The organism is Enterobacter sp. KB-280D8 (genome assembly GCF_041399405.1).
GTDB classification, from domain to species: Bacteria; Pseudomonadota; Gammaproteobacteria; order Enterobacterales; family Enterobacteriaceae; genus Enterobacter; species Enterobacter cloacae_N.
This window is the reverse complement of record NZ_JBGKEC010000002.1, coordinates 740,340-766,905: the sequence shown is the minus strand read 5'-3', so window position 1 is coordinate 766,905 and position 26,566 is coordinate 740,340. Positions and strand designations below refer to the sequence as shown.

The 26,566-nt window shown below is 57.2% G+C and carries 26 protein-coding genes, 1 other RNA gene and 1 pseudogene; 17 read left to right on the top strand and 11 right to left on the bottom strand.

The genetic code is table 11. The features are described 5' to 3' along the window. Positions 1 to 7 precede the first annotated feature (7 nt). A complete protein-coding gene (locus AB8818_RS09135) occupies positions 8 to 1,708 on the bottom strand; it encodes an SgrR family transcriptional regulator (protein WP_163330429.1) in 1,701 nt (566 codons plus the stop codon). A gap of 101 nt (positions 1,709 to 1,809) precedes the next feature. On the opposite strand from AB8818_RS09135, the gene cof reads away from it, so the two are divergent. After that, a complete protein-coding gene (gene cof, locus AB8818_RS09130) occupies positions 1,810 to 2,628 on the top strand; it encodes an HMP-PP phosphatase (protein WP_192983435.1) in 819 nt (272 codons plus the stop codon). Positions 2,629 to 2,669: 41 nt separating this feature from the next. Here cof and AB8818_RS09125 read toward each other — a convergent pair whose 3' ends face one another. Then, positions 2,670 to 3,716, bottom strand: a complete 1,047-nt coding sequence (locus AB8818_RS09125) for a PLP-dependent cysteine synthase family protein (RefSeq protein WP_192983432.1) — start codon at positions 3,714 to 3,716, stop codon at positions 2,670 to 2,672. A 115-nt stretch (positions 3,717 to 3,831) separates the two neighbouring features. Here AB8818_RS09125 and AB8818_RS09120 point away from each other — a divergent pair, with 115 nt between their 5' ends. The 5 genes from AB8818_RS09120 to amtB all read left to right on the top strand — a co-directional run bounded on the left by AB8818_RS09120 (position 3,832) and on the right by amtB (position 9,748). Next, complete coding sequence (locus AB8818_RS09120) at positions 3,832 to 4,290, top strand: Lrp/AsnC family transcriptional regulator (RefSeq protein WP_008503307.1); 459 nt, start codon at positions 3,832 to 3,834, stop codon at positions 4,288 to 4,290. Positions 4,291 to 4,320: 30 nt separating this feature from the next. Next, on the top strand, positions 4,321 to 6,093 hold the full coding sequence (locus AB8818_RS09115) for a SmdA family multidrug ABC transporter permease/ATP-binding protein (protein ID WP_192983429.1): 1,773 nt from the start codon (positions 4,321 to 4,323) through the stop codon (positions 6,091 to 6,093). After that, entirely contained in the window at positions 6,086 to 7,867 is a 1,782-nt protein-coding gene (locus AB8818_RS09110) for a SmdB family multidrug efflux ABC transporter permease/ATP-binding protein (RefSeq protein ID WP_192983426.1), read from the top strand. The genes AB8818_RS09115 and AB8818_RS09110 overlap by 8 nt, the downstream gene beginning before the upstream one ends. A 220-nt stretch (positions 7,868 to 8,087) precedes the next feature. Beyond that, the gene (gene glnK, locus AB8818_RS09105) at positions 8,088 to 8,426 is read left to right on the top strand and encodes a P-II family nitrogen regulator (protein ID WP_008503304.1); all 339 of its coding nucleotides are present in this window, start codon (positions 8,088 to 8,090) and stop codon (positions 8,424 to 8,426) included. A 35-nt stretch (positions 8,427 to 8,461) separates the two neighbouring features. Further along, positions 8,462 to 9,748 carry an ammonium transporter AmtB gene (gene amtB, locus AB8818_RS09100; protein ID WP_014882787.1) on the top strand — a complete coding sequence of 429 codons (1,287 nt, stop codon included), beginning with the start codon at positions 8,462 to 8,464 and terminating at the stop codon, positions 9,746 to 9,748. A 96-nt stretch (positions 9,749 to 9,844) separates the two neighbouring features. Here amtB and tesB read toward each other — a convergent pair whose 3' ends face one another. Then, positions 9,845 to 10,705, bottom strand: a complete 861-nt coding sequence (gene tesB / locus AB8818_RS09095) for an acyl-CoA thioesterase II (protein WP_116341587.1) — start codon at positions 10,703 to 10,705, stop codon at positions 9,845 to 9,847. 203 nt (positions 10,706 to 10,908) lie between these two features. Here tesB and AB8818_RS09090 point away from each other — a divergent pair, with 203 nt between their 5' ends. After that, entirely contained in the window at positions 10,909 to 11,436 is a 528-nt protein-coding gene (locus AB8818_RS09090) for a YbaY family lipoprotein (protein WP_028012173.1), read from the top strand. A gap of 33 nt (positions 11,437 to 11,469) precedes the next feature. On the opposite strand, the pseudogene AB8818_RS09085 reads toward AB8818_RS09090, so the two are convergent. Continuing rightward, positions 11,470 to 11,866 (bottom strand): annotated as a pseudogene (locus AB8818_RS09085) (MGMT family protein). Between the two features lie 84 nt (positions 11,867 to 11,950). Here AB8818_RS09085 and ffs point away from each other — a divergent pair. From ffs to AB8818_RS09070, 3 genes are all read left to right on the top strand, one after another. Continuing rightward, an RNA gene (gene ffs / locus AB8818_RS09080) (signal recognition particle sRNA small type) lies at positions 11,951 to 12,047 on the top strand. Positions 12,048 to 12,307: 260 nt separating this feature from the next. Then, positions 12,308 to 12,559, top strand: a complete 252-nt coding sequence (locus tag AB8818_RS09075; RefSeq protein ID WP_006176926.1) for a hypothetical protein — start codon at positions 12,308 to 12,310, stop codon at positions 12,557 to 12,559. Continuing rightward, the gene (locus tag AB8818_RS09070) at positions 12,556 to 12,771 is read left to right on the top strand and encodes a hypothetical protein (protein WP_023310588.1); all 216 of its coding nucleotides are present in this window, start codon (positions 12,556 to 12,558) and stop codon (positions 12,769 to 12,771) included. The genes AB8818_RS09075 and AB8818_RS09070 overlap by 4 nt, the downstream gene beginning before the upstream one ends. An 81-nt stretch (positions 12,772 to 12,852) precedes the next feature. Here the strand turns inward: AB8818_RS09070 and AB8818_RS09065 are convergent, their stop codons facing one another. Continuing rightward, the gene (locus AB8818_RS09065; RefSeq protein ID WP_371199865.1) at positions 12,853 to 14,274 is read right to left on the bottom strand and encodes a PLP-dependent aminotransferase family protein; all 1,422 of its coding nucleotides are present in this window, start codon (positions 14,272 to 14,274) and stop codon (positions 12,853 to 12,855) included. An 88-nt stretch (positions 14,275 to 14,362) separates the two neighbouring features. Between AB8818_RS09065 and AB8818_RS09060 the strand changes: the two genes are divergently transcribed. The 3 genes from AB8818_RS09060 to AB8818_RS09050 all read left to right on the top strand — a co-directional run bounded on the left by AB8818_RS09060 (position 14,363) and on the right by AB8818_RS09050 (position 19,313). After that, positions 14,363 to 14,974 carry a YitT family protein gene (locus AB8818_RS09060; protein ID WP_192983420.1) on the top strand — a complete coding sequence of 204 codons (612 nt, stop codon included), beginning with the start codon at positions 14,363 to 14,365 and terminating at the stop codon, positions 14,972 to 14,974. Between the two features lie 76 nt (positions 14,975 to 15,050). After that, positions 15,051 to 16,121: a LacI family DNA-binding transcriptional regulator gene (locus AB8818_RS09055; protein ID WP_192983417.1), complete on the top strand. Its 1,071-nt coding sequence runs from the start codon at positions 15,051 to 15,053 to the stop codon at positions 16,119 to 16,121. A 102-nt stretch (positions 16,122 to 16,223) separates the two neighbouring features. Continuing rightward, on the top strand, positions 16,224 to 19,313 hold the full coding sequence (locus tag AB8818_RS09050) for a beta-galactosidase (RefSeq protein WP_192983414.1): 3,090 nt from the start codon (positions 16,224 to 16,226) through the stop codon (positions 19,311 to 19,313). A 39-nt stretch (positions 19,314 to 19,352) separates the two neighbouring features. Here the strand turns inward: AB8818_RS09050 and AB8818_RS09045 are convergent, their stop codons facing one another. Beyond that, a complete protein-coding gene (locus AB8818_RS09045) occupies positions 19,353 to 20,168 on the bottom strand; it encodes a nickel/cobalt efflux protein RcnA (RefSeq protein ID WP_163330436.1) in 816 nt (271 codons plus the stop codon). Between the two features lie 133 nt (positions 20,169 to 20,301). On the opposite strand from AB8818_RS09045, the gene AB8818_RS09040 reads away from it, so the two are divergent. Continuing rightward, on the top strand, positions 20,302 to 20,574 hold the full coding sequence (locus AB8818_RS09040; protein ID WP_116341576.1) for a metal-sensing transcriptional repressor: 273 nt from the start codon (positions 20,302 to 20,304) through the stop codon (positions 20,572 to 20,574). On the opposite strand, the gene AB8818_RS09035 is transcribed toward AB8818_RS09040, so the two are convergent. After that, entirely contained in the window at positions 20,567 to 22,132 is a 1,566-nt protein-coding gene (locus AB8818_RS09035; protein ID WP_192983412.1) for an EAL domain-containing protein, read from the bottom strand. The genes AB8818_RS09040 and AB8818_RS09035 overlap by 8 nt on opposite strands. A gap of 219 nt (positions 22,133 to 22,351) precedes the next feature. On the opposite strand from AB8818_RS09035, the gene AB8818_RS09030 reads away from it, so the two are divergent. Both AB8818_RS09030 and ykgO read left to right on the top strand, forming a co-directional pair. Then, positions 22,352 to 22,612: a type B 50S ribosomal protein L31 gene (locus AB8818_RS09030; protein WP_006176933.1), complete on the top strand. Its 261-nt coding sequence runs from the start codon at positions 22,352 to 22,354 to the stop codon at positions 22,610 to 22,612. A gap of 2 nt (positions 22,613 to 22,614) precedes the next feature. Then, positions 22,615 to 22,755: a type B 50S ribosomal protein L36 gene (gene ykgO / locus AB8818_RS09025; protein ID WP_163330438.1), complete on the top strand. Its 141-nt coding sequence runs from the start codon at positions 22,615 to 22,617 to the stop codon at positions 22,753 to 22,755. Here the strand turns inward: ykgO and AB8818_RS09020 are convergent. Further along, a complete protein-coding gene (locus AB8818_RS09020) occupies positions 22,752 to 23,462 on the bottom strand; it encodes a GNAT family N-acetyltransferase (protein WP_192983409.1) in 711 nt (236 codons plus the stop codon). The two genes, ykgO and AB8818_RS09020, sit on opposite strands and share 4 nt — an antisense overlap. Before the next feature lie 101 nt (positions 23,463 to 23,563). Here AB8818_RS09020 and AB8818_RS09015 point away from each other — a divergent pair, with 101 nt between their 5' ends. Further along, on the top strand, positions 23,564 to 25,024 hold the full coding sequence (locus AB8818_RS09015) for a PLP-dependent aminotransferase family protein (protein ID WP_316387334.1): 1,461 nt from the start codon (positions 23,564 to 23,566) through the stop codon (positions 25,022 to 25,024). Here the strand turns inward: AB8818_RS09015 and AB8818_RS09010 are convergent. From AB8818_RS09010 to AB8818_RS09000, 3 genes are all read right to left on the bottom strand, one after another. After that, the gene (locus tag AB8818_RS09010; protein WP_116341568.1) at positions 24,996 to 25,463 is read right to left on the bottom strand and encodes a YlaC family protein; all 468 of its coding nucleotides are present in this window, start codon (positions 25,461 to 25,463) and stop codon (positions 24,996 to 24,998) included. The two genes, AB8818_RS09015 and AB8818_RS09010, sit on opposite strands and share 29 nt — an antisense overlap. Before the next feature lie 118 nt (positions 25,464 to 25,581). Beyond that, positions 25,582 to 26,133, bottom strand: a complete 552-nt coding sequence (maa, locus tag AB8818_RS09005; protein ID WP_163330441.1) for a maltose O-acetyltransferase — start codon at positions 26,131 to 26,133, stop codon at positions 25,582 to 25,584. Positions 26,134 to 26,341: 208 nt separating this feature from the next. After that, positions 26,342 to 26,560 (bottom strand): HHA domain-containing protein, encoded by a 219-nt coding sequence (locus tag AB8818_RS09000; RefSeq protein WP_008499287.1) that lies wholly within the window; start codon positions 26,558 to 26,560, stop codon positions 26,342 to 26,344. Positions 26,561 to 26,566: the final 6 nt, after the last annotated feature.

Here is a 26,566-nt window from a genome sequence, read left to right as displayed (position 1 = left end):
AGCTTCTTCACGATTTGGGGGCGGGTAGCCAGGCTTCGGTAAAATCAAACCAGCCGCGGGTGTTGAGGCGTATGCCGTTGACCCCTGGCGGGGCGCTGATTTGATATTGATAGTTAAAAAGCGGCGTCAGCACCGCATTCTCCATCAGGCGGTTGAAAATGGCTTGCAGACCGGCGTGTCGGTCCCGAGCTTCGGCCTGCGACTGCACCGCATCCAGCGTGGCTTGCAAATGAGCGTAGGCCGGTGCGCTTAACACGTGCGGCCACAGTGCATCGCAGCGCAGCCACTGCTCAAGCGTATACGCTGGCGCTTCGCCAATCAGCCTGTCCCCCATCATGATATCTGCATCGGCAAGCTGCTGGCATCCGTCCCACGTCTTGGCGTCGTGGAAGACGACGGTCAGTTCACAACCCTGTCGCGCCAGGTACGTTTTTAACTGGCTGGCCATGGTGTGAAGCTCAACGGGAAGATGGTAAACCAGCGTCAGCGACTCGGGCAGGGCAACGTCCGTTAAATCAGGCCATTCGGGAATTGTCCAGCCGGGAAGCAGTTCCTGAGTGGGCGTAATGAGCCCTTCATTGAGCGGAAGCGTGTGCAGAAGCCTGGAGAGATGGATGATATTGATAAGCCGCTTTGCCTGGAGCTCACTCAGACGCGCGCTCTGTTTCAGCGTGAGGTAACAGAAGCCCAGACTGGTACTGCTGCTGACCAGCCTCAGGGTTTCCAGCTCATCGGCCTCGCCAATCGCAATTTGCACCGGGTGACGACAGCTGGTACCCAGCCTGTAATCAAACAGCTGGGGAGTGATCCAGTATTCGATGGCTTTAAGCAGCGGATGGCTCAGGTGGTACTGCTCATGGCTTTCCAGACGAACCAGGTCGGGCTCAAAGGCGGCTAGCCGGAAGGGACCGCAGCCAACCGCAGGATGGTCGGGATGCGCCAGACGACTGCAGTAGGTTGCCAGCCTGTGCGCCAGCCAATAGTCCGGTTGATGCAGCACAAACGTCAGACACTGTGGATGCGTTGTTTCGATACGTAAGACGCTCCGAAACAGGGTGCGCAGGGCGGGAAGCGTCAACAGCGCGGTCAGGCTTCGCTGGAGTTGCGCCGTTTCTATTTTATCGCCGTTATGCCAGTGCAGCGTGGAGCGAATATAGAAATGCCAGCGCAGCCCGTCAGCAGAGACCTCCCAGTGATGCGCCAGATCGCCCGTAGGTTCACTGCTGTTGCCGTTAAAACGCGTCAAACCTGAGAATACTTGTCCCGCCAGATGCTGCTCCGCCCGGCCAGGCAAGAAGCCCGGCTGAAGCGGCTCCAGCGAGCGATAGTAGGGGATGCGCAGCGTCGGCGTGTCGTTTTGCCATTGCCCGCCTAAAAACGGATGCAGCAACGATCTCAGCGCGTCCGGCGCAAGCTGCGCCAGCTCCAAAGCGTTATGCTGCTGCCCGCTCTTCAGTGCCTCTTCCATCATCGCATTGCGCAGTGACTCCGGGCTGGCATGGAACGTCAGCTCACCGCGCTTGCCGCGACCAGACCGCGCGCGCCAGCTGAGCCAGCCCGCCTCCTGAGCCTGGCGCAGCAGGGTGCGGACATGCCTCTCGCTACAAAAACAGCGGCTTGCAAGCTCGCTTACGGTTACGAGCTGCGGAGCGCCGGCGGAAGGTTGCCACAGGCGTTGATACTGATTAAGACGGTTAAGCTGGCGCATAAGAAACCCGGAACAATAATTTTCATCTATTCACTATTACTTCCGTATATCTCACACGATACTGATGCACAAGTTAATCGCATCACATTTCAGGAGTAAACATGGCCCGGCTCGCTGCATTTGATATGGACGGTACGTTGTTAATGCCGAATCACCGTCTGGGGGAGAAAACGCTGAGTACCCTCAAGCGCCTGCGCGAGCGTGATGTCACCCTGACGTTTGCTACGGGTCGCCACGTGCTGGAGATGCGTCATTTGCTGGGCGCGTTTTCTCTGGATGCGTTTTTAATCACCGGCAACGGGACGCGCATTCACACCGTTGAAGGGGAGGTGCTGCACCGCCAGGATCTCAACCCGGAAGTGGCGGACATCGTGCTGCACAGTACCTGGGACACGCGGGCCAGTATCCACGTCTTTAACGATCAAGGCTGGTTTACCGGAAGCGAAATCCCCGAATTATTGCACGCGCATGTTTATAGCGGCTTCAAATACCAGCTTATCGATCTGCGTCGGATCCCCGCCCACGCGGTGACCAAGATCTGCTTCTGTGGCGATCACGACGATCTTTGTCGCTTACGGATTCAACTGAATGAGGTGCTGGGCGACCGGGCGCACCTGACCTTCTCGGCGGTAGATTGTCTGGAAGTGCTGCCGGTGGGCTGTAACAAAGGTTCCGCCCTGGCGGTACTGAGCGACCACCTGGGCTTAACGCTGCAGGATTGTATGGCGTTTGGCGACGCCATGAATGACCGCGAAATGCTGGGCAGCGTGGGGCGCGGTCTGATTATGGGGAACGCGATGCCGCAGCTGATAGCAGAGCTTCCTCATCTGCCGGTTATCGGACACTGCGGTAACGAAGCGGTGTCCCATTTTTTGACGCATTGGCTGGACAACAATAACCTCCCATATTCCCCCGAATAGTGAGACCCTTCCAGCAAGCCAGACTTCGGTCTGGCTTTTTTTTATTTCAGCAGCTGCGCAATCTGCGCTTTCCACGGGGTGATGTCGCCGATGTTGGCCTGTACCCACTCCGCATTGTAGTAGGTTTCAAGATAGCGCTCTCCGCTGTCGCACAGCAGCGTGACGATGGAGCCGGTACGGCCTTCCTCGCGCATGCGTGCCGCAAGCTGCAGTGCGCCCCACATGTTGGTGCCCGTTGATGCACCAACCTTGCGGCCGAGCTGCGTCTCCAGCCAGTGCGCGGTGGCGATGCTGGCGGCGTCCGGCACGCGAAGCATTTCGTCCACCACATCCGGGATGAACGACGGTTCCACGCGCGGGCGCCCAATCCCTTCAATTTTACTGCCCAGCGGGCTGCGCAGGCCGGCATCGCGGCTTTGCCAGTAGTCGAGGAAGACGGAGTTCTGCGGGTCAACCACCATCAGTTGGGTATTGTAGCCCTGACAGCGGATGTAACGTCCGATAGTGGCTGACGTGCCGCCGGTACCGGCGCTCATCACAATGTACGACGGAACCGGATGCGGCTCGTGGGTCATCTGGCGGAAAATACTGTCGGCAATGTTGTTATTGCCGCGCCAGTCCGTTGCGCGCTCGGCGAAGGTGAACTGGTCCATATAGTGGCCGTTTAGCTCGCGGGCCAGCATTTCAGAGGCGGCGTAGATTTCGCAGGCGCTTTCCACAAAGTGGCAGCGTCCGCCGTAAAATTCGATCTGCTCGATTTTACGTTTTGCGGTGCAGGAGGGCATCACGGCGATAAACGGCAGGCCCAGCAGGCGGGCAAAATAGGCTTCGGACACCGCCGTTGAACCAGATGAGGATTCAATGATGGTGGTGCCTTCTTTAATCCAGCCGTTACATAAACCGTATAAAAACAGGGAGCGCGCCAGGCGATGCTTCAGGCTACCGGTAGGATGGGTACTTTCATCCTTCAGGTAGAGCTGAATACCGTCAAATCCCGGCAGGGAAAGACGAATCAGGTGCGTATCCGCCGAGCGCTGATAGTCGGCATTGATTTCACTGATGGCATGTTTAACCCAGGTGCTATTCATCGTAGTTATCCGTTTGTCATTTTGTGCCCAGCATAGCGAAAAGCACAGAAAAAATTGTTGCTATCTGGCCTTTAAAATAGAATGAAGGGAGAAAAATTTTCTCTGTGAGGTGGGTATGCTAGATAAAATTGACCGCAAGCTCCTTTCATTGCTGCAAAGTGACTGTACCCTCTCTTTGCAGGCGCTGGCAGATGCCGTTAATCTGACCACCACACCGTGCTGGAAGCGCCTAAAAAAGCTGGAAGATGACGGTATTCTGCTGGGCCGCGTCGCGTTACTCGATCCTGAAAAACTGGGGCTTGGGCTGACGGCATTTGTGCTGATAAAAACTCAACACCACAGCAGCGAGTGGTATTGCCGCTTCGTCACTCAGGTATCTGAGATGCCCGAGGTGCTCGGCTTCTGGCGTATGGCCGGCGAGTACGATTACCTGATGCGCGTCCAGGTGGCTGACATGAAGCGCTATGATGACTTCTACAAGCGGCTGGTGAACAGCGTCCCGGGCTTGTCGGACGTCACCTCAAGCTTCGCCATGGAACAGATAAAGTACACCACAGCATTACCCATTGAATAACTTCGTAAAATACCTTCAGGAACAAACCGCGTGCGATTATTTGCCCAATTAAGCTGGTACTTTCGTCGGGAGTGGCAACGCTACCTCGGTGCAGTCGCCCTGCTTATTATCATTGCCATTTTGCAGCTGATCCCGCCGAAGGTGGTGGGCTACGTCGTGGATGGCGTCACTGAACAGCATTACACCACCGCACGGGTGTTGATGTGGGTCGGCACGCTGGTGCTGACGGCGGTCATTGTTTATCTCCTGCGCTACGTCTGGCGCGTGCTGCTGTTTGGTGCGTCCTATCAGCTGGCCGTTGAGCTGCGCGAAGATTTTTACCGCCAGCTGAGCCGACAGCATCCTGAGTTTTATCTCCGCCACCGCACCGGGGATCTTATCGCTCGCGCGACTAACGACGTCGATCGCGTGGTCTTTGCCGCCGGGGAAGGGGTGCTGACGCTGGTGGACTCGCTGGTGATGGGCTGCGCGGTGCTGATCGTCATGTCCACGCAGATCAGCTGGCAGTTGACCCTGCTGGCCCTGCTGCCGATGCCGCTGATGGCGCTGGCGATCAATCGCTACGGCGAACAGCTGCACGAGCGTTTCAAGCTGGCGCAGGCGGCGTTTTCATCTCTGAACGATCGCACCCAGGAGAGTATGACCAGCATCCGCATGATCAAAGCGTTTGGCCTGGAGGACAGGCAGTCCGCGCTGTTTGCCGCCGATGCGGCAGACACGGGGGCGAAAAACATGCGCGTCGCGCGTATCGACGCCCGGTTTGATCCAACGATTTATATCGCAATCGGCATGGCAAACCTGCTTGCCATTGGCGGCGGGAGCTGGATGGTGGTGCAGGGCACGCTGACCCTGGGGCAATTAACCAGCTTTGCGATGTATCTGGGGCTGATGATCTGGCCGATGCTGGCGCTGGCCTGGATGTTTAACATTGTTGAGCGCGGCAGCGCCGCCTACAGCCGCATTCGCGCCATGCTGGCCGAAGCCCCGGTGGTCAATGACGGCAGCGAAGAGGTGCCGGAAGGGCGCGGCGTTATGAACGTCGACGTTCGTAAATTTGTCTATCCGCAAACGGAACATCCGGTGCTGGAAAACGTTAGCTTTACGCTGCAGCCGGGCCAGATGCTGGGCATCTGCGGCCCAACGGGGTCCGGTAAAAGTACCGTTCTCTCTCTGCTGCAGCGCCACTTTGACGTCACCGAGGGCGATATTCGTTTCCATGATATCCCCCTGACGAACCTGCTGCTGGACGAGTGGCGTGGACGCCTGGCGGTCGTCAGCCAGACGCCGTTTTTATTTTCGGACACCGTGGCGAATAACATTGCCCTTGGTCATCCGTCGGCGACGCAGGAAGAGATCGAACACGTGGCGCGCTTAGCCAGCGTACATGATGATATTTTGCGCCTGCCGCAGGGCTATGAAACGGAAGTCGGGGAACGTGGCGTCATGCTCTCCGGCGGGCAGAAACAGCGGATCTCGATTGCCCGCGCGCTGCTGCTGAATGCTGAAATCTTGATCCTGGACGATGCGCTTTCCGCCGTGGACGGCCGTACCGAGCATCAGATTCTGCATAACCTGCGCCAGTGGGGCGACGGCCGCACGGTGATTATCTGCGCCCACCGTTTGTCAGCGCTCACTGAGGCCAGCGAAATTCTGGTCTTACAGCACGGGCACATTGCCCAGCGTGGGCAGCATGAAGCCCTTGTCGAACAGCCGGGCTGGTATCGCGATATGTATCGCTATCAACAGCTTGAGGCGGCGCTGGACGATGCGCCGGAACAGGATGAGGAGGCCGCCAATGCGTAAGCTCGGAACGATGTGGCCGACGCTCAAACGTCTGCTGGCTTACGGCTCGCCGTGGCGTAAACCGCTCTCCGTGGCCGTGCTTTTACTCTGGATTGCGGCGATTGCTGAGGTGAGCGGTCCGCTGCTCATCAGCTATTTTATCGACAACATGGTCGCCAAAAGCTATCTGCCGCTGGGGCTGGTAGCGGGCTTAGGCGTGGCCTACGTTGGCCTGCAGCTGGCGGCGGCAGGGCTGCACTATGCTCAGTCGCTGCTGTTCAACCGTGCAGCCGTGGGCGTCGTTCAGCAGCTGCGCACGGATGTGATGGACGCGGCGCTGCGCCAGCCGCTCAGCGAGTTTGATATCCAGCCGGTCGGGCAGGTGATTTCGCGCGTGACCAACGATACCGAGGTGATCCGCGATCTGTACGTCACCGTGGTCGCGACGGTGTTACGCAGCGCGGCGCTGATTGGCGCGATGCTGGTGGCGATGTTCAGCCTCGACTGGCGCATGGCGCTGGTGGCGATTACCATCTTCCCGGCGGTGCTGATCGTGATGGTGATCTACCAGCGATACAGCACGCCGATTGTGCGCCGGGTTCGCGCCTATCTGGCCGACATCAACGATGGTTTCAACGAAGTGATTAACGGCATGAGCGTCATCCAGCAGTTCCGCCAGCAGGCCCGCTTTGGCGAGCGGATGGGGGAAGCCAGCCGTTCGCACTACATGGCGCGTATGCAGACGCTGCGCCTGGACGGTTTCCTGCTCCGTCCGCTGCTCAGCCTTTTCTCTGCGCTGGTGCTTTGCGGGCTGCTGATGCTCTTTGGGCTGAGCTCAAACGGTACGATTGAAGTGGGCGTGCTGTACGCCTTTATTAGCTATCTCGGACGTCTTAACGAGCCGCTGATCGAGCTCACTACCCAGCAATCGATGCTGCAGCAGGCGGTCGTCGCCGGTGAGCGCGTGTTTGAGCTGATGGACAGACCGCGCCAGGCCTACGGCAATGATGAGCGACCTCTGCAAAGCGGGGATATTGCCTTTGATAACGTCTCGTTTGCCTATCGCGAAGACCGGCTGGTGTTGCAGGACATTACGCTGGATGTTCCGTCGCGCGGTTTCGTGGCGCTGGTAGGGCATACGGGCAGCGGCAAGAGCACGCTTGCCAGCCTGTTGATGGGCTACTACCCGGTCACGCAAGGCGAAATTCGCCTCGACGGACGCCCGCTCGCGTCTCTCAGCCACAACGTGTTGCGTAAAGGCGTCGCGATGGTGCAGCAGGATCCGGTCGTTCTGGCCGATACCTTCTACGCTAACGTGACCCTGGGGCGGGACTATACCCAGGAGCAGGTCTGGGACGTGCTGGAAAAAGTGCAGCTGGCAGAACTGGCGCGTGGGTTTAGCGATGGGATCAATACGAAGCTGGGCGAGCAGGGGAACAACCTCTCCGTTGGGCAAAAGCAGCTTCTCGCGCTGGCGCGGGTGCTGATCGAAACCCCGCAGGTGCTGATTCTGGATGAAGCGACGGCCAGCATTGACTCCGGCACCGAGCAGGCCATCCAGCAGGCGCTGGCCGCCGTGCGCGATCATACGACTCTGGTGGTGATTGCCCACCGCCTTTCCACCATTGTCGATGCCGATACCATTCTGGTGCTGCACCGGGGACAAGCCGTGGAACGCGGCACGCACCGTGAACTGCTGGAAGCTAAAGGACGCTACTGGCAGATGTACCAGCTTCAGCTTGCGGGCGAAGAGCTGGCCGCCAGCGTGCGTGAGGAAGAGTCGCTCAGCGCCTGATGCACCAAAACAAAGCAACGCGCTAACAGTCATTCCTGTTGGTGCAATACTGAAACGCACCGTGCACCGACATGGTGCGTTTTTTTTCGCCGGTTCGTTAATGAAGACGGCGTAACGCTCGTCGCACCGCTTTTCCCCCTCGTTTTCATTTCTGGCACACCCCTTGCAATACCTTCTGCGTGAGCTGCGGCCATTACCGAATTCTGACTGGAGGGGATCTATGAAGCTGGTTACGGTGGTAATCAAACCATTCAAACTCGAAGACGTGCGTGAAGCGTTGTCTTCAATGGGTATTCAGGGACTGACTGTCACCGAAGTGAAAGGCTTTGGTCGTCAGAAGGGTCATGCCGAGCTTTACCGCGGGGCGGAATACAGCGTTAACTTTCTGCCAAAAGTAAAAATTGATGTCGCGATTGCTGACGATCAGCTTGATGAAGTGATTGATGTGATTAGCAAAGCGGCCTACACCGGCAAAATTGGCGACGGCAAAATTTTCGTTGCCGAACTGCAGCGCGTCATTCGCATTCGTACCGGCGAATCTGACGAAGCGGCACTGTAAATAACGCCTGGCACACAGTGATAGGGATCAAGAAAATGAAGATAGCAACACTTAAAACGGGTCTGGGTTCGCTGGCACTGCTGCCGGGCCTGGCGCTGGCTGCCCCTGCCGTGGCTGACAAGGCCGATAACGCCTTTATGATGATCAGCACTGCGCTGGTACTGTTCATGTCTATCCCGGGCATTGCGCTGTTCTACGGCGGCCTGATCCGCGGCAAAAACGTTCTCTCCATGCTGACGCAGGTTGCCGTGACGTTCGCGCTGGTCTGCGTGCTGTGGGTGGTTTACGGCTACTCGCTGGCCTTCGGCACCGGCAACGCCTTCTTTGGTAACTTCGACTGGGTGATGCTGAAAAATATTGAGTTGACCGCGCTGATGGGCAGTTTCTATCAGTATATTCACGTTGCGTTCCAGGGCTCGTTCGCCTGCATTACCGTCGGGCTGATCGTTGGCGCGCTGGCGGAGCGCATCCGTTTCTCTGCCGTTCTGATCTTTGTGGTGGTCTGGCTGACCCTCTCCTATGTGCCGATTGCGCACATGGTCTGGGGCGGTGGTCTGCTGGCAACGCACGGCGCGCTGGACTTCGCGGGCGGTACCGTTGTACACATCAACGCCGCGGTAGCGGGTCTGGTGGGTGCCTACCTGATTGGCAAACGCGTGGGCTTCGGTAAAGAAGCGTTCAAACCGCACAACCTGCCGATGGTGTTTACCGGTACGGCTATCCTTTACTTTGGCTGGTTTGGCTTCAACGCCGGTTCCGCCAGTGCAGCAAACGAAATCGCCGCGCTGGCCTTCGTGAACACCGTTGTGGCCACGGCGGGTGCGATCCTCTCCTGGGTATTCGGCGAGTGGGCGGTACGCGGTAAACCTTCCCTGCTGGGTGCCTGTTCAGGTGCGATTGCCGGTCTGGTTGGTATCACCCCTGCGTGTGGTTATGTCGGCGTAGGCGGTGCGCTGCTGGTGGGTCTGGTCGCGGGCCTTGCGGGTCTGTGGGGCGTTACCGCACTAAAACGTGTGCTGCGCGTTGACGACCCATGCGATGTATTTGGCGTGCACGGCGTGTGCGGCATCGTCGGCTGTATCATGACCGGTATCTTTGCCGCGAAATCGCTCGGTGGCGTGGGCTACGCAGAAGGCGTGACGATGGTTCATCAGGTGCTGGTGCAGCTGGAAAGTATTGCTATCACCGTGGTGTGGTCTGCCGTTGTCGCTTTCATCGGCTATAAGCTGGCGGATATGACGGTTGGTCTGCGCGTACCGGAAGAGCAGGAGCGCGAAGGTCTGGACGTCAACAGCCACGGCGAGAATGCGTATAACGCCTGATAAACAGCAAAACGGTAACCTTTGGTTACCGTTTTTAGTGTGTATTCCCTCTCCCTGTGGGAGAGGGGCAGGGTGAGGGCATCAGGCCGCACAACATCAACCGCGATTACGCATTACCCCTTCCTGCACCGTAGAAGCGACCAGCACGCCGTCCTGAGTATAAAACTCTCCACGCACAAACCCGCGAGCGCTCGACGCTGAGGTACTCTCCACGCTGTAAAGCAGCCACTCGTTCATATTGAACGGACGGTGGAACCACATGGAGTGATCGATGGTCGCGACCTGCATCCCTTTTTCAAGGAAGCCAACGCCGTGCGGCTGTAGCGCAACCGGCAGGAAGTTGAAGTCTGACGCGTAGCCCAGCAGATACTGATGCACGCGGAAATCTTCCGGCACGGTACCGTTGGCGCGGATCCAGACCTGGCGTTTCGGCTCGGCGGTATGGCCTTTCATTGGGTTATGGAACTCAACCGGGCGGATCTCCAGCGGCTTATCGCAGAGAAACTTCTCTTTGACCTGCGGCGGAAGCAGATGCGCCAGCGCGCGGGCGATATCGGTCTCTGACTTAAGTTCGTCAGGCGACGGTGCTGGCGGCATCACTTTCTGATGCTCATACCCCGGCTCCGGTGCCTGGAAAGAGGCGGTCATATAAAAGATCGGCTTACCGTTCTGAACGGCCGCTACGCGGCGAGCGCTGAAGCTGTTGCCATCTCGCAGAACTTCAACGTCATACACGATCGGTTTAGCGCTGTCGCCAGGGCGTAAGAAATAGCTGTGGAATGAGTGCACCAGACGGTCTGCCGGGACAGTCTCCTTTGCAGCGTACAATGCTTGTCCGACGACTTGCCCGCCGAACACCTGACGTAAGCCCAGGTCTTCGCTCTGTCCGCGAAAGAGTCCTTCCTCAATTTTTTCCAGATTCAGTAATGTCAGCAGATTGTTCAGTGCCTGACTCATAGTTGTCCTCAGTAAACGCCGCAGCGAAAGATAGGCAGAGTATAACGCAGAAATGAAAGTGGTCCGATGGGTAGAATAATCTGAATGTCGGTACGTTTTTAGGCATTAATCGGTGATCTGTGCCACACTTAAAAACGTTATGTGATTGAAACGACATCGGATGGGATCGATCCCGCTGGTGCATTGATGATAAGGAGACTTCAATGAAACTCGTGCCCATGCTAAGTGGTGTAGCTATTGCGGTGGCGTTGTCCGCCTGTGCCGGTAAGAGCGCCCAGGTGCCGGTGCCAGCTGCAGATCCGAACGGGATTAATACCCTTTCACAGCAATCCATTCAGCAGCCTAACGTTTCCGGTACAATCTGGATTAAACAGAGAGTCGCGCTGCCGCCGGATGCGGTATTAACGGTAACGCTGTCTGATGCTTCCCTGGCCGACGCACCGTCGAAAGTTCTGGCCCAGCGTGCGGTCCGTACTGAAGGTAAGCAGGCTCCGTTTAGCTTCGTGTTGCCGTATAACCCGTCAGACGTGCAGCCGAATGCCCGTATCCTGCTGAGCGCAGCGGTAACCATCAACGGCAAGCTTGTCTTTATCACCGATACGGTTCAGGAAGCGATTAATCACGGTGGAACCAAAATTGACCTGAATCTGGTACCGGTGCAGCAAACCGAAGTCCCGGTTGCTCCACAGACCAATCAGCCGTCCCTGCCAACCCCACCGACTCAGATGTAATTATTGCTATTACCCTCTCCTTCGGGGGAGGGTTTAATACACCCAGCGGTACTTCTGTAGATCAATCTGTCCTGCTCCTGACACCTGCACACCCTCTGAAAGTAATGCCTGACGCTGACGCTGGAGATCCGGCCCGGTTAACGAGATGGCGCCATGACGGTTCACCACCCTGTGCCAGGGCAGCGTACTCCCTTCCGGCAGCCGCTTCAGAACGCCTCCAACCTGTCGCGCCGCGCGGGGAGAACCGGCCAGCCGTGCGACATCACCGTAAGTGGTGACGTAGCCTTCCGGAATCGAGGCCACGATTTGCCATACGCGCTGTGGAAAGGAGTCGTGTTCGTCCATACCTTCACCTGTAGGGTTGTCTGGACCGTCATGGTAAACGAAGATCGTCGTGTTTGCTGCGTCTGTTTGCGCAAGAAACCAGCATCCGGTTTGTGGTCGCTTGCAATTGAGGCTTTGCGCAGGGATAATGCGCCAGCGCGTTGGTTATCAACGCTCTCAATGGGGGCTCTGTTGGTTCTCCCGCAACGCTACTCTGTTCACCAGGTCAGGTCCGGAAGGAAGCAGCCAGGGCAGACGACGTGGGTGCCGGGATGTAGCTGGCAGGGCCCCCACCCATTTCTGGCCTCATCCGATCTTTCCTGTTTCCGTCTCTTTTTAGCCTTTATTCCACAAAAATATAATGCCTATACCATGTAATATATATTTCATCGCTTTGAAATATTATTGTCATAAACCTGTAATAATAGACTGGCATTTTATAATTGGACGTCTATTTTTCGTCAAAACTCAAAAAAATATAGAACTGGATAACAGTGATAACTTCGTGTATTAAATAAAGTACTTATTCCGAAGGGAAGTGACAAACATGGCTACTGCAGTTTTAAATGTTAAAATTGACGAAGCGCTAAAAGAAAGACTCCGCCACTATGCGGAAGTAAATAACGAGAATTTAAGCGTGACCACAGAGAAACTGCTGCTGCTGGCGTTTGAAGCAGTAGAAGAGGCGGGAGTATCGGAAGAGGATATTGATAATCAGCATACGGAAGAAGAGAGTGTTTCTCCTTTTACTCCTAAAGAAATCAAGGCTCTACGTAAACTTCTGAAGAAGAGAAAATGAAACAACAACTGTCAACTGCCAGTGACTACAACGAGGCCTGCGATCTGTTGCGTTCAGGCTACGTGAAGCATGTACGTCTTGGCTGGAATGTTGGAAGCGATGAGTTCTTTCGTATTGCGTCTGACTGGTGTGATACTGGTGCAAAAATAAAGAAAGACGGTGATAACTTCGTTATTTCATTGAAAGGCTTCCCGATTCCTCCTCAACACTAAATCACTGACCAGTGAAAACTGCTGACTGCATATATTACAGTCAGCAGTTTTTATTTTATGATCCAGTTCAAAATTTGAATATTAAACCAGGCTGCGTTTGACTGCTGGCGTATTTGAATTTAGCGCGATCCATAATGGTTTAATCCGCAGTAACGCCGCTTCCAGCTCCGCTGGCTCCAGCGAAAAGGGCATACGTAAAAAGCGATCAAACGCCCCCGATAAGCCAAACCGCGTCCCGGTTCCCAGGTTAATCCCGATGATTTCTGCCCGTGCGGCAAGCTGTGTCCCCATCATGCCTGGAAGCTCAATCCAGTAAGAGAGCCCGCCTTCCGCCTCATGGAACTTCCACTCCGGGAAATGTTCTCGCAGCAGGTCACTGCAGCGATCGCGGCGTTCCGCCAGCATCTTGCGGCGAGCGGGAAGAAAACGTTCGCTGTTGTCGATAAGCCACAGCGTCGCCAGCTGCTCCAGCAGCGGCGAGCCTAGATCCAGCGTATTGCGTGTCTGGGTAAGGGTGGCGATGGTGTGCGAGGAGGCGCGGATCCAGCCAAGACGCAGACCGCCCCAGAAGCTTTTTCCGGTAGAGCCTAACGTAATTACGTTGGCCTGCGGGTTAAACGATGCCAGCGGTGGTGGCGGAGGCGAATCAAACCAGAGATCGACCATCGTTTCATCCACGACCAACGCCGTGCGGGTTTGGGCAGCAATATCGGCGATAGCCTGACGGGTGGCGATATCCATACATCGCCCGGTTGGGTTGTGAAAATCTGGCATCAGATAGGCCAGGCGCGGCGCCGTCTGGGCAAGCGTTGCGGCAAAGCCATCCGTATCCCAGCCGGTTTCCGGCAGCGACACCCCGACAGGCCGACACTGCGCCCCCTGAATGGCGGCAATCGCCAGCGGATAGGTGGGATGATCGACCACGACGCGGTCCCCCGGCCCGGTCATCATCCGCAGCACCAGCGCAAACCCGCTGACAGCACCGTTGACCACCATCACCTCGTCTGCGCGGGTAGGCAGACCCCGCGCGGTATAGCGTGCAGCAATCGCCTCACGCAGGGCAGGAAGCCCAAGCTGATCGTAGCCCGTCAGCGAGAGGTGCTGGGTAATGGCCGTGAGCGCATGGGTGTAAGCCTGGTGGATCTCCGGCCCGGCATTGAGGGCGGCAGTGGAGAGATCCAGGGCGGCGCTCGCCGCTGAAAGGGTGGGAACGGCGCGCGAATTCGGGAGTATGACGCGCGACCCGCTGCCGTGGCGGCTTTCAAGGTATCCCTCTTCACGCAGGTGGGTGAGGGCGCTGCTGACGGTGGTTCTGCTCACGTTCAGCGCCGCGGCCAGTTCCCGTTCGCCCGGCAGCCGCGTATGCAGCGCCAGCCGGCCATCAAGGATTAACAAGCGCAGCGCGTCAGCCAGCTGGCGCCAGAGCGGAGTGCGGGATGAGGTTTGCTGCCAGTGCCCTAAAAGGCGCACCAAAGACTGGCTTCCGAAGCGGCGTGATGACATATGCAGTCCACTATTTGAAAACTGGACATTAATCTTAGTGCCATTTTGGGTCAGGATGAAAGTCGGGTTCACTGGAGAAGATAAAAAAATGGTACGTCGTCTGCTACAACTTTATGTCGGTTTAGGGCTGTATGGGCTTTCAACCGCGATGTTTATTCGCGCCGATCTGGGGGTCGATCCGTGGGATGTGTTTCATCTTGGTGTGGGAATTCAGCTGGGTATGAGCATCGGGACGGTGATCATTTTGACCGGTGCTGCGGTGCTGCTGCTGTGGATCCCACTGCGTCAGATGCCCGGTCTTGGCACGATCAGTAACGTAATTTGTATTGGTCTGGCGGCGGACGCCAGCATGGCCCTGCTCCCCGAACTGAGTTCGTTACCCGTGCGCATCGCTTTCCTCGTGTCGGGCATCGTGATGAACGCGATTGCCACCAGCATGTACATCGGGGCCGGTTTTGGGCCTGGCCCGCGCGACGGCCTGATGACCGGCATTCATGCCCGGCTGGGGTGGTCCATTCGCAGCGTGCGTACCTCCATCGAAGTGTCCGTCCTGCTGATTGGGTGCGTGCTGGGGGGCTCGTTTGGGGTGGGGACCGTAGTGTACGCTCTGAGCATTGGCCCGCTTATTCAGCTCTGTTTGCCCTGGTTCCGCCAGAAGCCGCGCGGTGAGAAAATACCGCAGCCGGAGCGGGTTGTTTGATTTGCGAAGCGCTCACATGCTTTAACGGCATTGCTGTGCCAGAATAGACGCTTCGAAAATAGCGATGCCGGAACGCATGAAAGCAATCACTCTCTATGATGTAGCCCTCCTTGCGGGGGTTTCTTATCAGACCGTTTCCCGCGTGATTAACGACGCGGAGCACGTCTCTGCCCGCACGCGTGAAAAGGTGCAGCAGGCGATGGCGGAGCTGCATTACGTCCCCAACCTGCGGGCGCAGCAGCTGGCGGGTAAACGCACCCGTACGCTGGGCCTCATCACCACCGATCTGGCGCTGCATGCGCCCTCGCAAATTGTGTCGGCGGTAAAATCCCGGGCTGCAGAGCAGGGGGCGAGCGTCCTGATTTCCATGGTGGAACAGCCGCATCAGTGCCAGGCCGCGCTTCAGGCGCTGCTGGCGCAGCGGGTAGACGCGCTGCTGGTAAATGTGCCGCTTGACGATCCGCTCGCCGAAGAGCTCATGGCGCTGGCGACGCCTGTCCCGGTGCTGTTCCTCGACGTGTCGCCGTCAGCACAGGTAAATAGCCTCGTGTTTAACGCCGGGGAAGGGGCGCGCCTGGGCGTTGAACATCTGCTTTCGCTGGGGCATCGGCATATTGCCCTGCTGAGCGGGCCGGAAAGCTCGGTTTCCGCGCGCGCGCGTCTGGCGGGGTGGAAAGCAACGCTGGCACAGGCGGGTCTTGACGCGGTTGCGGTGGCTTACGGCGACTGGAGTGCGGCCAGCGGCTATGAGAAGGGACACGTGCTGCTCTCGGGGGCGGTATTACCGGATGCCATTCTGGTGGCGAACGATCAGATGGCGCTTGGGGTGATGCGAGCCTGCGCGGAAAAAGGGATCGCTGTTCCCGGTCAGATATCGGTGGTCGGGTTTGACGATACGGCCGACAGCGCCTGGTTTTCCCCGCCGCTGACGACCATTCGTCAGGCGTTTCGCGAGGCGGGCGAGCGCAGCGTGGAGTGGTTGCTGGACCCCTCCGGGGACGAGGAATGCTGGCAGGTTCAACTGCCGGTGACGCTGGTGACCCGCCACTCCAGCGCGCGCCGCACCCCGAAGCAGGCCGAACGAGAGGATCTGGCGCAGCAGCTCAGAAGCCTGGCACTCCTTGCCGAGCAGCTTGCCCGCAAATAAAACTTTGTGATCGGATTCGCTACCCCGCGATTCAACGCTTTACTGTCGCCGGGCGCCAGGGCATGTTAACCAAAATTGTGAGCGCTTCGCAAAGAGGTTGATATGCCCAACACTTTATCGCTGACTCTCAGCGCCATTCTGGCCCGACGGGACTGGGAAAACCCGGGCGTCACCCAGTGGAACCGTCTGGAGGCACATGCGCCGTTACACAGCTGGCGTTTTGAACAGCCTGCCCGGGATGATGCTGCATCCGCCAGCAGGCGCTCCCTCAATGGGGTGTGGCGATTCAACTACTTTACTGCACCCGAGCAAATCCCGGAGGCATGGATAACCGAAGATTGCGCAGACGCCGTTGCGATGCCCGTGCCGTCGAACTGGCAGATGCAGGGGTTTGATACGCCAATCTACACCAACGTCACCTATCCCATCCCCGTTAATCCCCCTTTTGTGCCGCAAGAAAACCCAACCGGTTGTTACTCGCTCACATTCAACGTGGATGACGCGTGGCTTCAGAGCGGGCAGACCCGCATCATCTTTGACGGCGTGAACTCGGCGTTTCATCTGTGGTGCAACGGGCGGTGGATGGGCTATTCCCAGGACAGTAGGCTGCCTGCCGAATTCGATCTCTCAGCGGTCCTGCGGCCAGGTGAGAACCGCCTGGCGGTCCTGGTGTTACGCTGGTGCGACGGCAGCTATCTGGAAGATCAGGACATGTGGCGCATGAGCGGCATTTTCCGCGACGTGACGCTGCTGCATAAACCCGAAATGCAGATTGCTGATTATCACGTGGTGACGGATCTGAATGCAGAGCTGGACCGTGCGGTGCTGAAGGCTGAAGTCGCGCTGGCAGGGACTGGCTTTGCAGACTGCGAGGTGGTCTTTACCCTGTGGCGCAGGGGGGAAAAATGCGCCAGCGTTTCCCGGCGTCCGGGGTCTGACATTGTGGACGAGCGCGGCAGCTGGGCCGAGCGCTTAACGGTGGCGATCCCCGTCGACCACCCCGCGCTCTGGAGCGCTGAAACGCCGGAACTGTATCGTCTGACGATAGCGCTCCTCAACCCGCGGGGTGAGGTGCTGGAGGTTGAGGCATGCGATGTGGGCTTCCGCCGCGTTGACATCAGCAACGGCCTGCTGAAGCTTAACGGTAAACCGCTGCTGATCCGCGGGGTTAACCGGCACGAGCATCACCCGGAAAACGGTCAGGTGATGGACGAAGCGACCATGCGTCGTGATATCGAAATCATGAAGCAGCACAACTTCAATGCCGTGCGCTGCTCTCACTATCCGAACCATCCCCTGTGGTACCGGCTTTGCGATCGCTACGGGCTGTACGTCGTTGACGAAGCCAATATCGAAACGCACGGCATGGTGCCGATGAGCCGCCTGGCTGACGATCCGCGCTGGCTGCCCGCCATGAGCGAGCGCGTTACCCGCATGGTGCAGCGCGATCGTAATCACCCCTCAATTATCATCTGGTCCCTGGGCAACGAGTCCGGCCACGGCGCGAATCACGATGCGCTGTACCGCTGGCTGAAAGCCACCGATCCAACGCGGCCTGTGCAGTACGAAGGCGGTGGGGCCAATACAGCGGCGACCGACATTGTCTGCCCGATGTACGCTCGGGTCGATTGGGATCAGCCCTTCCCGGCGGTGCCTAAATGGTCAATCAAGAAATGGATCGGCATGCCGGACGAGACGCGTCCGCTGATCCTCTGCGAATACGCCCACGCGATGGGAAACAGCTTTGGTGGGTTCGCGAAATACTGGCAGGCGTTTCGCAGCCATCCTCGCCTGCAGGGCGGGTTTGTCTGGGACTGGGTCGATCAGGCCCTGACGAAGCAAGACGAAGAGGGCAACGCGTTCTGGGCGTACGGCGGAGACTTTGGCGATCAGCCGAACGATCGACAGTTCTGCCTCAATGGGCTGGTATTCCCCGATCGCACGCCGCACCCGGCGCTGTACGAGGCCCAGCGCGCCCAGCAGTTCTTTACCTTTACGCTGGTCAGCACCTCTCCGCTGGCGATCGAGGTGCAAAGCAGCTATCTGTTCCGTCACAGCGATAATGAAGTGCTGAGGTGGACGGTTGCCCGGGACGGGGACGTGCTCGCTGCGGGCGAGGTGACGCTGGCGATGGCGCCGGAAGGTATCCAGCGTCTGGAGTTCGACCTGCCGGAGCTGAAGGACGGGCCGGGTGAAATCTGGCTGAACGTTGAGGTTCGCCAGCCGCGGGCAACGCCGTGGTCACCGGCAGGCCATCGCTGCGCGTGGGAGCAGTGGCCGCTTCCGGCTCCACTCTTTATTGCTCCGCCAGCTCCGGCGGGCGAGCCGCCGGTGTTAACGCAAAGCGCTCGCATCCTGGAGATCGCCCATCGCCAACAGCGCTGGCAGTTCGATCGCGCCTCCGGATACCTGACTCAATGGTGGCGAAATGGCGTTGAAACGCTGCTTTCCCCCGTGTCGGATAACGTCTGCCGCGCGCCGCTGGACAACGACATTGGCGTGAGCGAAGCGACGCGCATCGATCCGAACGCGTGGGTGGAACGCTGGAAAGCGGCGGGCATGTACGATCTCACCTCGCGCGTTCTGCACTGTGAGGCAGAGCAGCACGCAGGCGAAGTGGTGGTGAGAACTCAGCATGTCCTGGAGCATCGCGGCAAGGCGCTGTTCCTGAGCCGTAAAATCTGGCGGGTGGACGAGCAGGGGGTTCTGCATGGCGATATTCAGGTCGATATGGCGTCTGATATACCTGAACCTGCGCGCATTGGCCTGAGCGTTCATCTCGCTGAAGTGCCGAAAAAGGTTGACTGGCTGGGGCTGGGGCCGCATGAAAACTACCCGGACAGAAAGCTGGCGGCGCAGCAGGGGCGCTGGGTATTGCCCCTGGAGGCCATGCACACGCCGTATATCTTCCCGACGGAAAACGGTTTGCGCTGCGATACCCGGAAGCTTCTGCTGGGACCGCACCAGCTGAACGGCCGGTTCCATTTCTCGGTGAGCCGCTACGGCCAGCAGCAGCTTCGTGAGACAACCCATCATCATCTGCTGCGGGAAGAGCCAGGGTGCTGGCTCAACCTCGATGCGTTCCATATGGGCGTGGGCGGCGATGACTCCTGGAGCCCCAGCGTCTCGCCGGAATTCATCCTGCAGACGCGCCAGCTTCGTTATACCTTTAGCTGGCAGCAGAACCCTTAACTGACCATTCAGATGCGGTCACATGGCGTGGCCGCAGGCTTACGCCAGAATGCCGCTCAGGCCATGCAGGCTCATGTAAATCCCTACCACGATAATTAGCGCCGCGGAGATCCACGGCGCTTTGCGGGAAAGTTCGCTAAATCCGGGCCAGCGTTTTGTCGCGTGCTTAAGACTTAAGGCGGCAATCGCGCCGGAAGCGACCAGCGTTAACGCCAGACCGATACTGAAGCTGAATACCAGCGTCGCGCCGAGCGCAAAATGCTTCAACTGCAGGCAGATTAGCAGAACGGTGATGGATGCCGGGCAGGGGATAAGCCCGCCGGTCAGGCCAAACATCGCGATCTGTCCCGTCGTCACGTTTTGCCCGTTAAAACGTCGATTAATATCCTGCGCGTGCGCGCGCTGGTGGGCGTCCTGCCACTCCTCTTCAACCAGCGGGTGTGCGTGGTGATGGTGATGATCATGATGGTGATGATCATGATGGTGGTCATGATCGTGATGATGATCGTGCGGCTGGCTCTCTTTCCAGGTTCGCCACGCCATCCACAGGGCGATCGCAACGATCAACACCCCGGAGATCAGCTGGAACCAGGGTTCGGACGTATGTGCGTCCCAGCCGCGGCCAAACCATAATCCCGCCATGGCAATGATCCAGACCACCGCCGTATGGGAAAGCGTTGCCGCCAGACCGAGCAGCACCGCCTGCTTCAGCGTGCCGCGGATAGCCACGATAAAGGCAGCCATCATTGTTTTTGAGTGGCCCGGCTCCAGGCCATGCAGCGCACCGAGCAGGATAGCGCTGGGAACAAACAGCCAGGCATTACCCTGCTGCAGGAGTGAAGCAAAATCGTTCATTGAAATTTCCAGTGTGGAAAGCGTGCGCAAATAGTACTCCCCCCCAGTAGAGTAATACTACCCCCCAGTAGAAAAATACTCAGGGGGAGTAGAGCGTGATATGCTTAAAAAGCCAAAACAGAGGGAGACAGAGATGTCACATACCGTTCGCGACAAGAAGATGTTATTGACTCGCCTGAAGAAAATTCAGGGGCAGAGCACCGCGCTGGAAAAAATGCTCAACAGCGATCACGAATGTGCCGACGTGCTACAGCAGCTGGCGGCGATCCGTGGAGCGGTCAATGGCATGATGATGCAGGTGATTGAAGGGCATCTTACCGATCATGTCGTGAAAGAGCCTGAAGAGGCGCAGCGTGAAGCCGATCTTGGCGTTGTGCTGCAGGTGATCAAATCCTATCTTAAGTAGAGCGCGTGGCGAGGTTGTTTTCTGCCCAAAGAATAAATTCCGTCTTTGGCAGCGCCTTACTGTAGAACCATCCCTGCCCGTACTGCACGCCGTGGCGGTGCAGCCAGGTGAGCTGCCCTTCGGTCTCCACGCCTTCCGCCACCATCGCCAGCTGCAGCGATTTTGCCATTTCGATAATGTGCGGCGTTACGTTTTTGTACTCCAGCGCATCCACGAACGATTTATCAATTTTTAGCGTGTCGACATCAAGATCCTGCAGATAGCTGAGGCTGGAATAGCCCGTGCCGAAATCATCAATGTAGACAGGGTGGCCCGAACGGCGAAACGCGGCGATAGCCGGCGCGCTGATTTTGGGGTCAGCAAAGCCACGCTCGGTTAACTCAAGGGCGATTTGTCTGGGGTGAATCTGCCACTTATTCAGTAGCTGGCTCAGTAAAGGCGGCAGGTTACTGGAGGTCAAATCGGCCGGGGCGAGGTTGATGGAGATATGCTGATCGGGGTGGAGCTGCAGCCAGTGGCCCATATCTTCAAACACTTTTTCCACGACTAACTGCGTCAGCTGCGAGATGAGGCCGGTTTGTTCAGCAAGCGGCACAAAAATATCAGGCGAGAGACTGCTTCCGTCTGGCTGGGGCCAGCGCGCCAGTGCCTCTGCGCCGACAATTTTGCCGCTACACAGCGCCACAATGGGCTGATAGTGAACTACAAAATCGCGGCTGTTAATGGCGTCAAGCAGGCGATTGCGTGGCGACTGGATGCGTCGCAGGATCCGCAGGACAAACAGTGCCGCAAGCACGCTTATCAGCATGCCAAACGGCAGCCAGAAAAGCAGTTGCCGGTGCCAGGTTTCAGCCAGGGGCTTGAGCGTAGCCCATGCAACGACGGTAAACCCCAACTCAGGGACTGGTTTCATCACATACATCGAACCATTGTACTGAATGCTGGAGATACCCCGATCGTTAACCTGATCGCGGATATGCGGATCAAGCGTGTTACTGCTGGCGAAAATAAGATGCGTTGCGCTTCCCACCAGGGCGGCATCAATAGCAATCGCCCCGAAGGGGATCACATCCACAAGCGAGGCAGGATCGATCAGAACAAGGTAATGACCTTTGCCCAGGACGGCCATGTAGCGGTGAAAACCAAGATCGTTTTGTGCGGTGAGCCACGCGCTGTAACCATCTTCGGTTATCCGCATGGGAGGAGGGTAAGGGACCGCTTTGCTGGCCTGTTCAAGCGAAGAGCAGATTGGGCGGAGATTGTCGATGTAGATCACCTCCTGGATATAGCGCCATGAGAACGCGACCCGACGTATCTCCCTCAAGTGCAGCGGACTACAGGGGACCCCTTTAAATTCCTGCAGATGATTTAACGCTTCTTTAGCTTGATCCACGACCCTGTCGGTGCGCATCAGCACGCGAGAAGCATAGCTATCCAGCGCATCGACAAATTTCTCTTCCGCCTGGCGATGGGCCAGCCAGATGCTGAGGCAAATGGGAACCAGCACGGAAAAGATAAGTACGCCAGTCACCAGACTGACCAGATGTCGGGTTTTCATGCTGTCGTTTCCTTTCTCATATGTCCGAATTCGGACACTGAGTTCCCTGCCTGCAGAGAGATATTTTACCGCGAAATGAAATAGTTATAGCACGTGGGGGCAGGGTTTTCATGTTATCTAAAGCAAATCAGAAAATATCGTCGGGAGAGTGGGGGTTGTTTTTTCAACATGGCCTGGATATTATTTTGTTATGTTATAACAAAACACAAAGGGTTTACGATGAAACCAAACATCCATCCAGCGTATCGCACCGTGGTATTCCACGACACCAGTGCCAATGAATACTTTAAAGTTGGTTCAACCATTAAAACCGACCGCGAAATTGAACTCGACGGTGAAACGTATCCGTACATCACCATCGAGGTTTCTTCAAAATCGCATCCGTTTTATACCGGCAAGCAAAAAACGTTCTCCACGGACGGCAGCGCGGCGCGCTTCCGCAAGCGTTTTGGCGGTTTTCTTAATGCGAAGCGGGGCTAACCATGCAGGTGCTTAACTCATTGCGCAGCGCAAAACAGCGTCACCCGGATTGCCAGGTAGTCAAACGCAAGGGACGCTTATACGTGATTTGCAAATCCAATCCGCGCTTTAAGGCGGTGCAGGGACGTAAAAAAAGACGCTAAACGCGCGTTTCTCGCCAGCTTTCCAGGGATCTCTTCTGTTTGCCATCGACAGTAAAATTGTCGGTGGCAAGCCAGCCTTCAAAGGCGCTCGCCAGCGCCGGCCACTCTTTGTCGAGAATCGAAAACCAGTCGGTATCCCGGTTACGGCCTTTTATGACCAGCGCCTGGCGAAAGCGCCCTTCAAACTGAAAGCCCAGACGCAGTGCCGCTTTGCGCGAAGGCTCGTTCAGGCTGTTGCACTTCCATTCATATCGCCGATAGCCAAGGGTATCGAACACGTACCGCATTAGCAGATATTGCGCTTCTGTTGACATGGGCGTACGGCTTAATAGCACGGAGAAGTGAACGTGTCCTACTTCCACAACGCCGTTTTTGGGATCGATCCGCATCAGGGCCAGCGTCCCGACCGGGGCCTGAGTGTGATTATCAATAACCGTAAAGTGCATCGGGTCCGATAACTCACACACGCTTGCCACCCATTCGGCAAACTCCGCGGCCGTGGCATCGGGTTCACGCAGCAGCCACGTCCAGCTGCGGGTGTCTCCGGCCAGAGCATAGGCGGAGAACAACGCTTCGGCATGCTCCACGCGCAGCGGTTCAAGCCGACAATAACGCCCCTGCAGTACCACCCGGGACGGATGAGGGCGGGGCTGCCAGTCGGTAAGAGCTTCGCCCACAGGTTGTCCAAACTCATTGAATGTCTTCATTTTTATTTCCGTGACGTTGAGAAGAGTTCAAGATTAAAAAAATACTGGTTCCTTAAAAAGAACCACTCGACTATGTTTTAGTGGTACCACAAGGAGATGAAATGAACATACCGGGCGATGAACTTTATACTTTGCTTCACGCTGCGCTGAAAACGCGTGGGGAAGAGACGCTCCAGCGCGCGCTCTATCTCGCTTTGCGGGAGGCCATACTGGGCGGAAGACTTCGCTCCGGGAGCCACCTGTCCGGCTCGCGAACGTTGGCGCAGCAGCTTTGCGTTTCCCGGAACACCGTCAATGCGGCGCTGGACCAGCTCACGCTTGAAGGCTATTTGCTGCGTAACCGTCAGGGGACGCGGGTGGCGCAATTCGCCCATCGTGCCAGCCGGCGGGGGCTGCCGGATCCTGACGTCCGGCTTGCAAAACGTGTCGCTCAGCTGCCTGAGCCTGTACCGCGCGACACCCCGGTAATGGCGTTTACGCCGGGAACGCCCGCCATCAACTATTTCCCCTTGCCGCTGTGGCGACGACTGTACGATCGCGTCCTGCGGGAGGAGGGGAGCGCTCTGCTGGGCTATGGCGACCCGGCCGGGGAGCCGTCGCTGCGGGCAGCCATTGCCCGCCACCTTGCCCTCTCTCGCGGCATTGACTGTGACGCCAGCCAGATTGTGATAACCGAAGGGGCGCTCGAGGGCGTTAATTTGTGCACGATGTTGTTAAGCGAGCCGGGGGATGTCGCCTGGGTGGAAAACCCTGGCTATAGCGGGGCTAAAAGCGCCTTTGTTAAAACGGGCCTGGCGATGACCGGTATACCGGTGGATGACGAGGGGATGCGCTGGGAAGGGCTGCATGCGCCTTCACCCACGCTGATTTTTACCTCGCCATCGCACCAGTTTCCTTACGGGAGCGTGCTCAGCGCGCGGCGGCGGCTTGCGCTGCTGGAGCTGGCCCGCCAGCACAAGGCGTGGATCATTGAGGACGACTACGACAGCGAGTTCCGTTATGTCGGTGAGCCGGTACCGGCGATGCTGGGAATGGTCAACAACGCGCCCGTTGTGTATCTGGGAACCTTCAGCAAAACGCTGTTTCCGTCTCTCAGAATGGGGTTTATGGTGTTGCCGCCAGCGCTGGCGAAAGCGGCGCGTCCGGCCATCGGCTCGCTGCTGCGCGGCGGGCATCGCGCAGAACAGCGCACCCTGGCGCTGTTTATTGAGGAGGGGCACTATGCCCGTCATCTGGCCGCGATGCGTCGCCTTTATCGTAAGCGTTACCGCCAGCTGCGGGAGGTGCTCGGCGCAGAGCTTCATACTCCGCACCGTATTCTGGCCGGCGAAGGCGGGATGCACCTGACGCTGTCGATAGACGGTATTGATGACCAGAGGCTGGTAGAGAAGGCGAGGCCGTTTCAGCTGGCACCCGCGGCACTGAGCGGGTACTACCTGGAGAGGAAGCAGGGGCAAACCGGCCTGGTTTTAGGTTACGGCAACACCTCTGCTTCGCAGTTTGCACCGGGGATCCGACGCCTGCAGGCGTTAATTACGCAGCAGCAGGTCGGGAAAGGGTAAAGACATCATAAAACGAGAGCTGGCCTTTGGTGGCGACCATTTTCTGCAGCTTCTCTTTTTGCACGGTGTCGACAGCCGGAGAGTGCATGATGTTTTCGATTAGCTCCCTGGGCACGAAACGCGTGTTGTACCATTCGCCGTTGTAGCAGACCCGGAAATCGAGCACGTCAATATCTTCGTAACGGTAGCGGGGATTCACGTCGAAAAAGAAAAAGGCGTTAAAGACGACAAACAGCACCACCAGCAGCCAGACGGAGTCCACCAGCGTTTCGGACTTCAGCATTACAATCAGCGTCGCCAGCCAGGCGGCATACATGGCAACAAACAGCCCGGGATGTTTGCGGATAAAGCTAATGCTAAAGCGCGGGCGATTGTCGCGCTTTTCGCGGTGGTTAAGATCGTCGATGGTGGCGGTAAGCAGGCGCTGTATCTCGGTCATTTTTGGCCTTTATGAGAGTTGACAATACAGGGTGTCTGCCAATTTTAGGGGAGCCATCAGGCTGAAAAAAGTAACAGTCTGGTGGTAAAAGATCATAACAGTTGGCTCCCCCGGAGCGTTACAGCGTTTTGATGATTTTCGCCGGATTGCCGCCCACGACGACGTTAGCCGGGACGTCTTTCGTCACGACGGCACCGGAAGCCACCACCACATTATCGCCGATGGTGACGCCAGGGTTAATGACCGCACGTCCACCAATCCAGACATTATTGCCAATAGTGACGGGCTTACCGAACTCCACGCCGCTGTTACGTTCTTCTGCATCCAGCGGATGGGTTGCCGTATAAATATGTACGCCTGGCGCGAGCATGCAGTTATCGCCAATACGAACAGGGCAGACATCAAGCATCACGCAATCGAAGTTAGCGTAAAAGTCTTTGCCGAGATAAATGTTATATCCATAGTCACAGCGGAAGCTCGGCTCAATATACGCCCCTTCGCTTTGTCCCAGCAGTTCCGCCAGAATGTTCTGGCGTTCTGTTTTTTCGTCAGGCGCGGTGTGGTTATAGCGGTGAATCAGATGGCGCGCCCGCAGCCGGTCGGCTCGTAGCGTCTCATCACCGGGGCGGTAATGTTCACCTGAAATCATCTTCTGTTTTTCTATGCTCATCGGAACCTCTCTGGATGTTATTCCTGAAGGGTAATCGCAACTGGCAGTCAGGGGAACGTTCCCGGAAAGCCGATGTGACCAGAGTCACAACATTGTTGCAGATGAGCGCGTTTAACACGGAGACCTGGCTTTCGCGCAGGAAGCATAACGGGACAGGTGAATACAGCTTATAACGTGGCGTAGAACCTCTACAGACACACTTCAAAGATTAACGAACAAATTTCCACACAGAAGTGGGGATTTTGTCATACAGCTTATTCATCGTCAGCTCTGCAAGGCGATGGTCAGCGGCTGAATAAAATACCGCCAGTTCATTATCAGAAAGCTCGTATTTATTCTTTTCAATGACGCGTTCAAGGGTGTCAATTGACTGGCAACGTCGTAAGCGCATCAAATAATCGATCTTTGTGAGTGGTTTATCAGACATAAATTC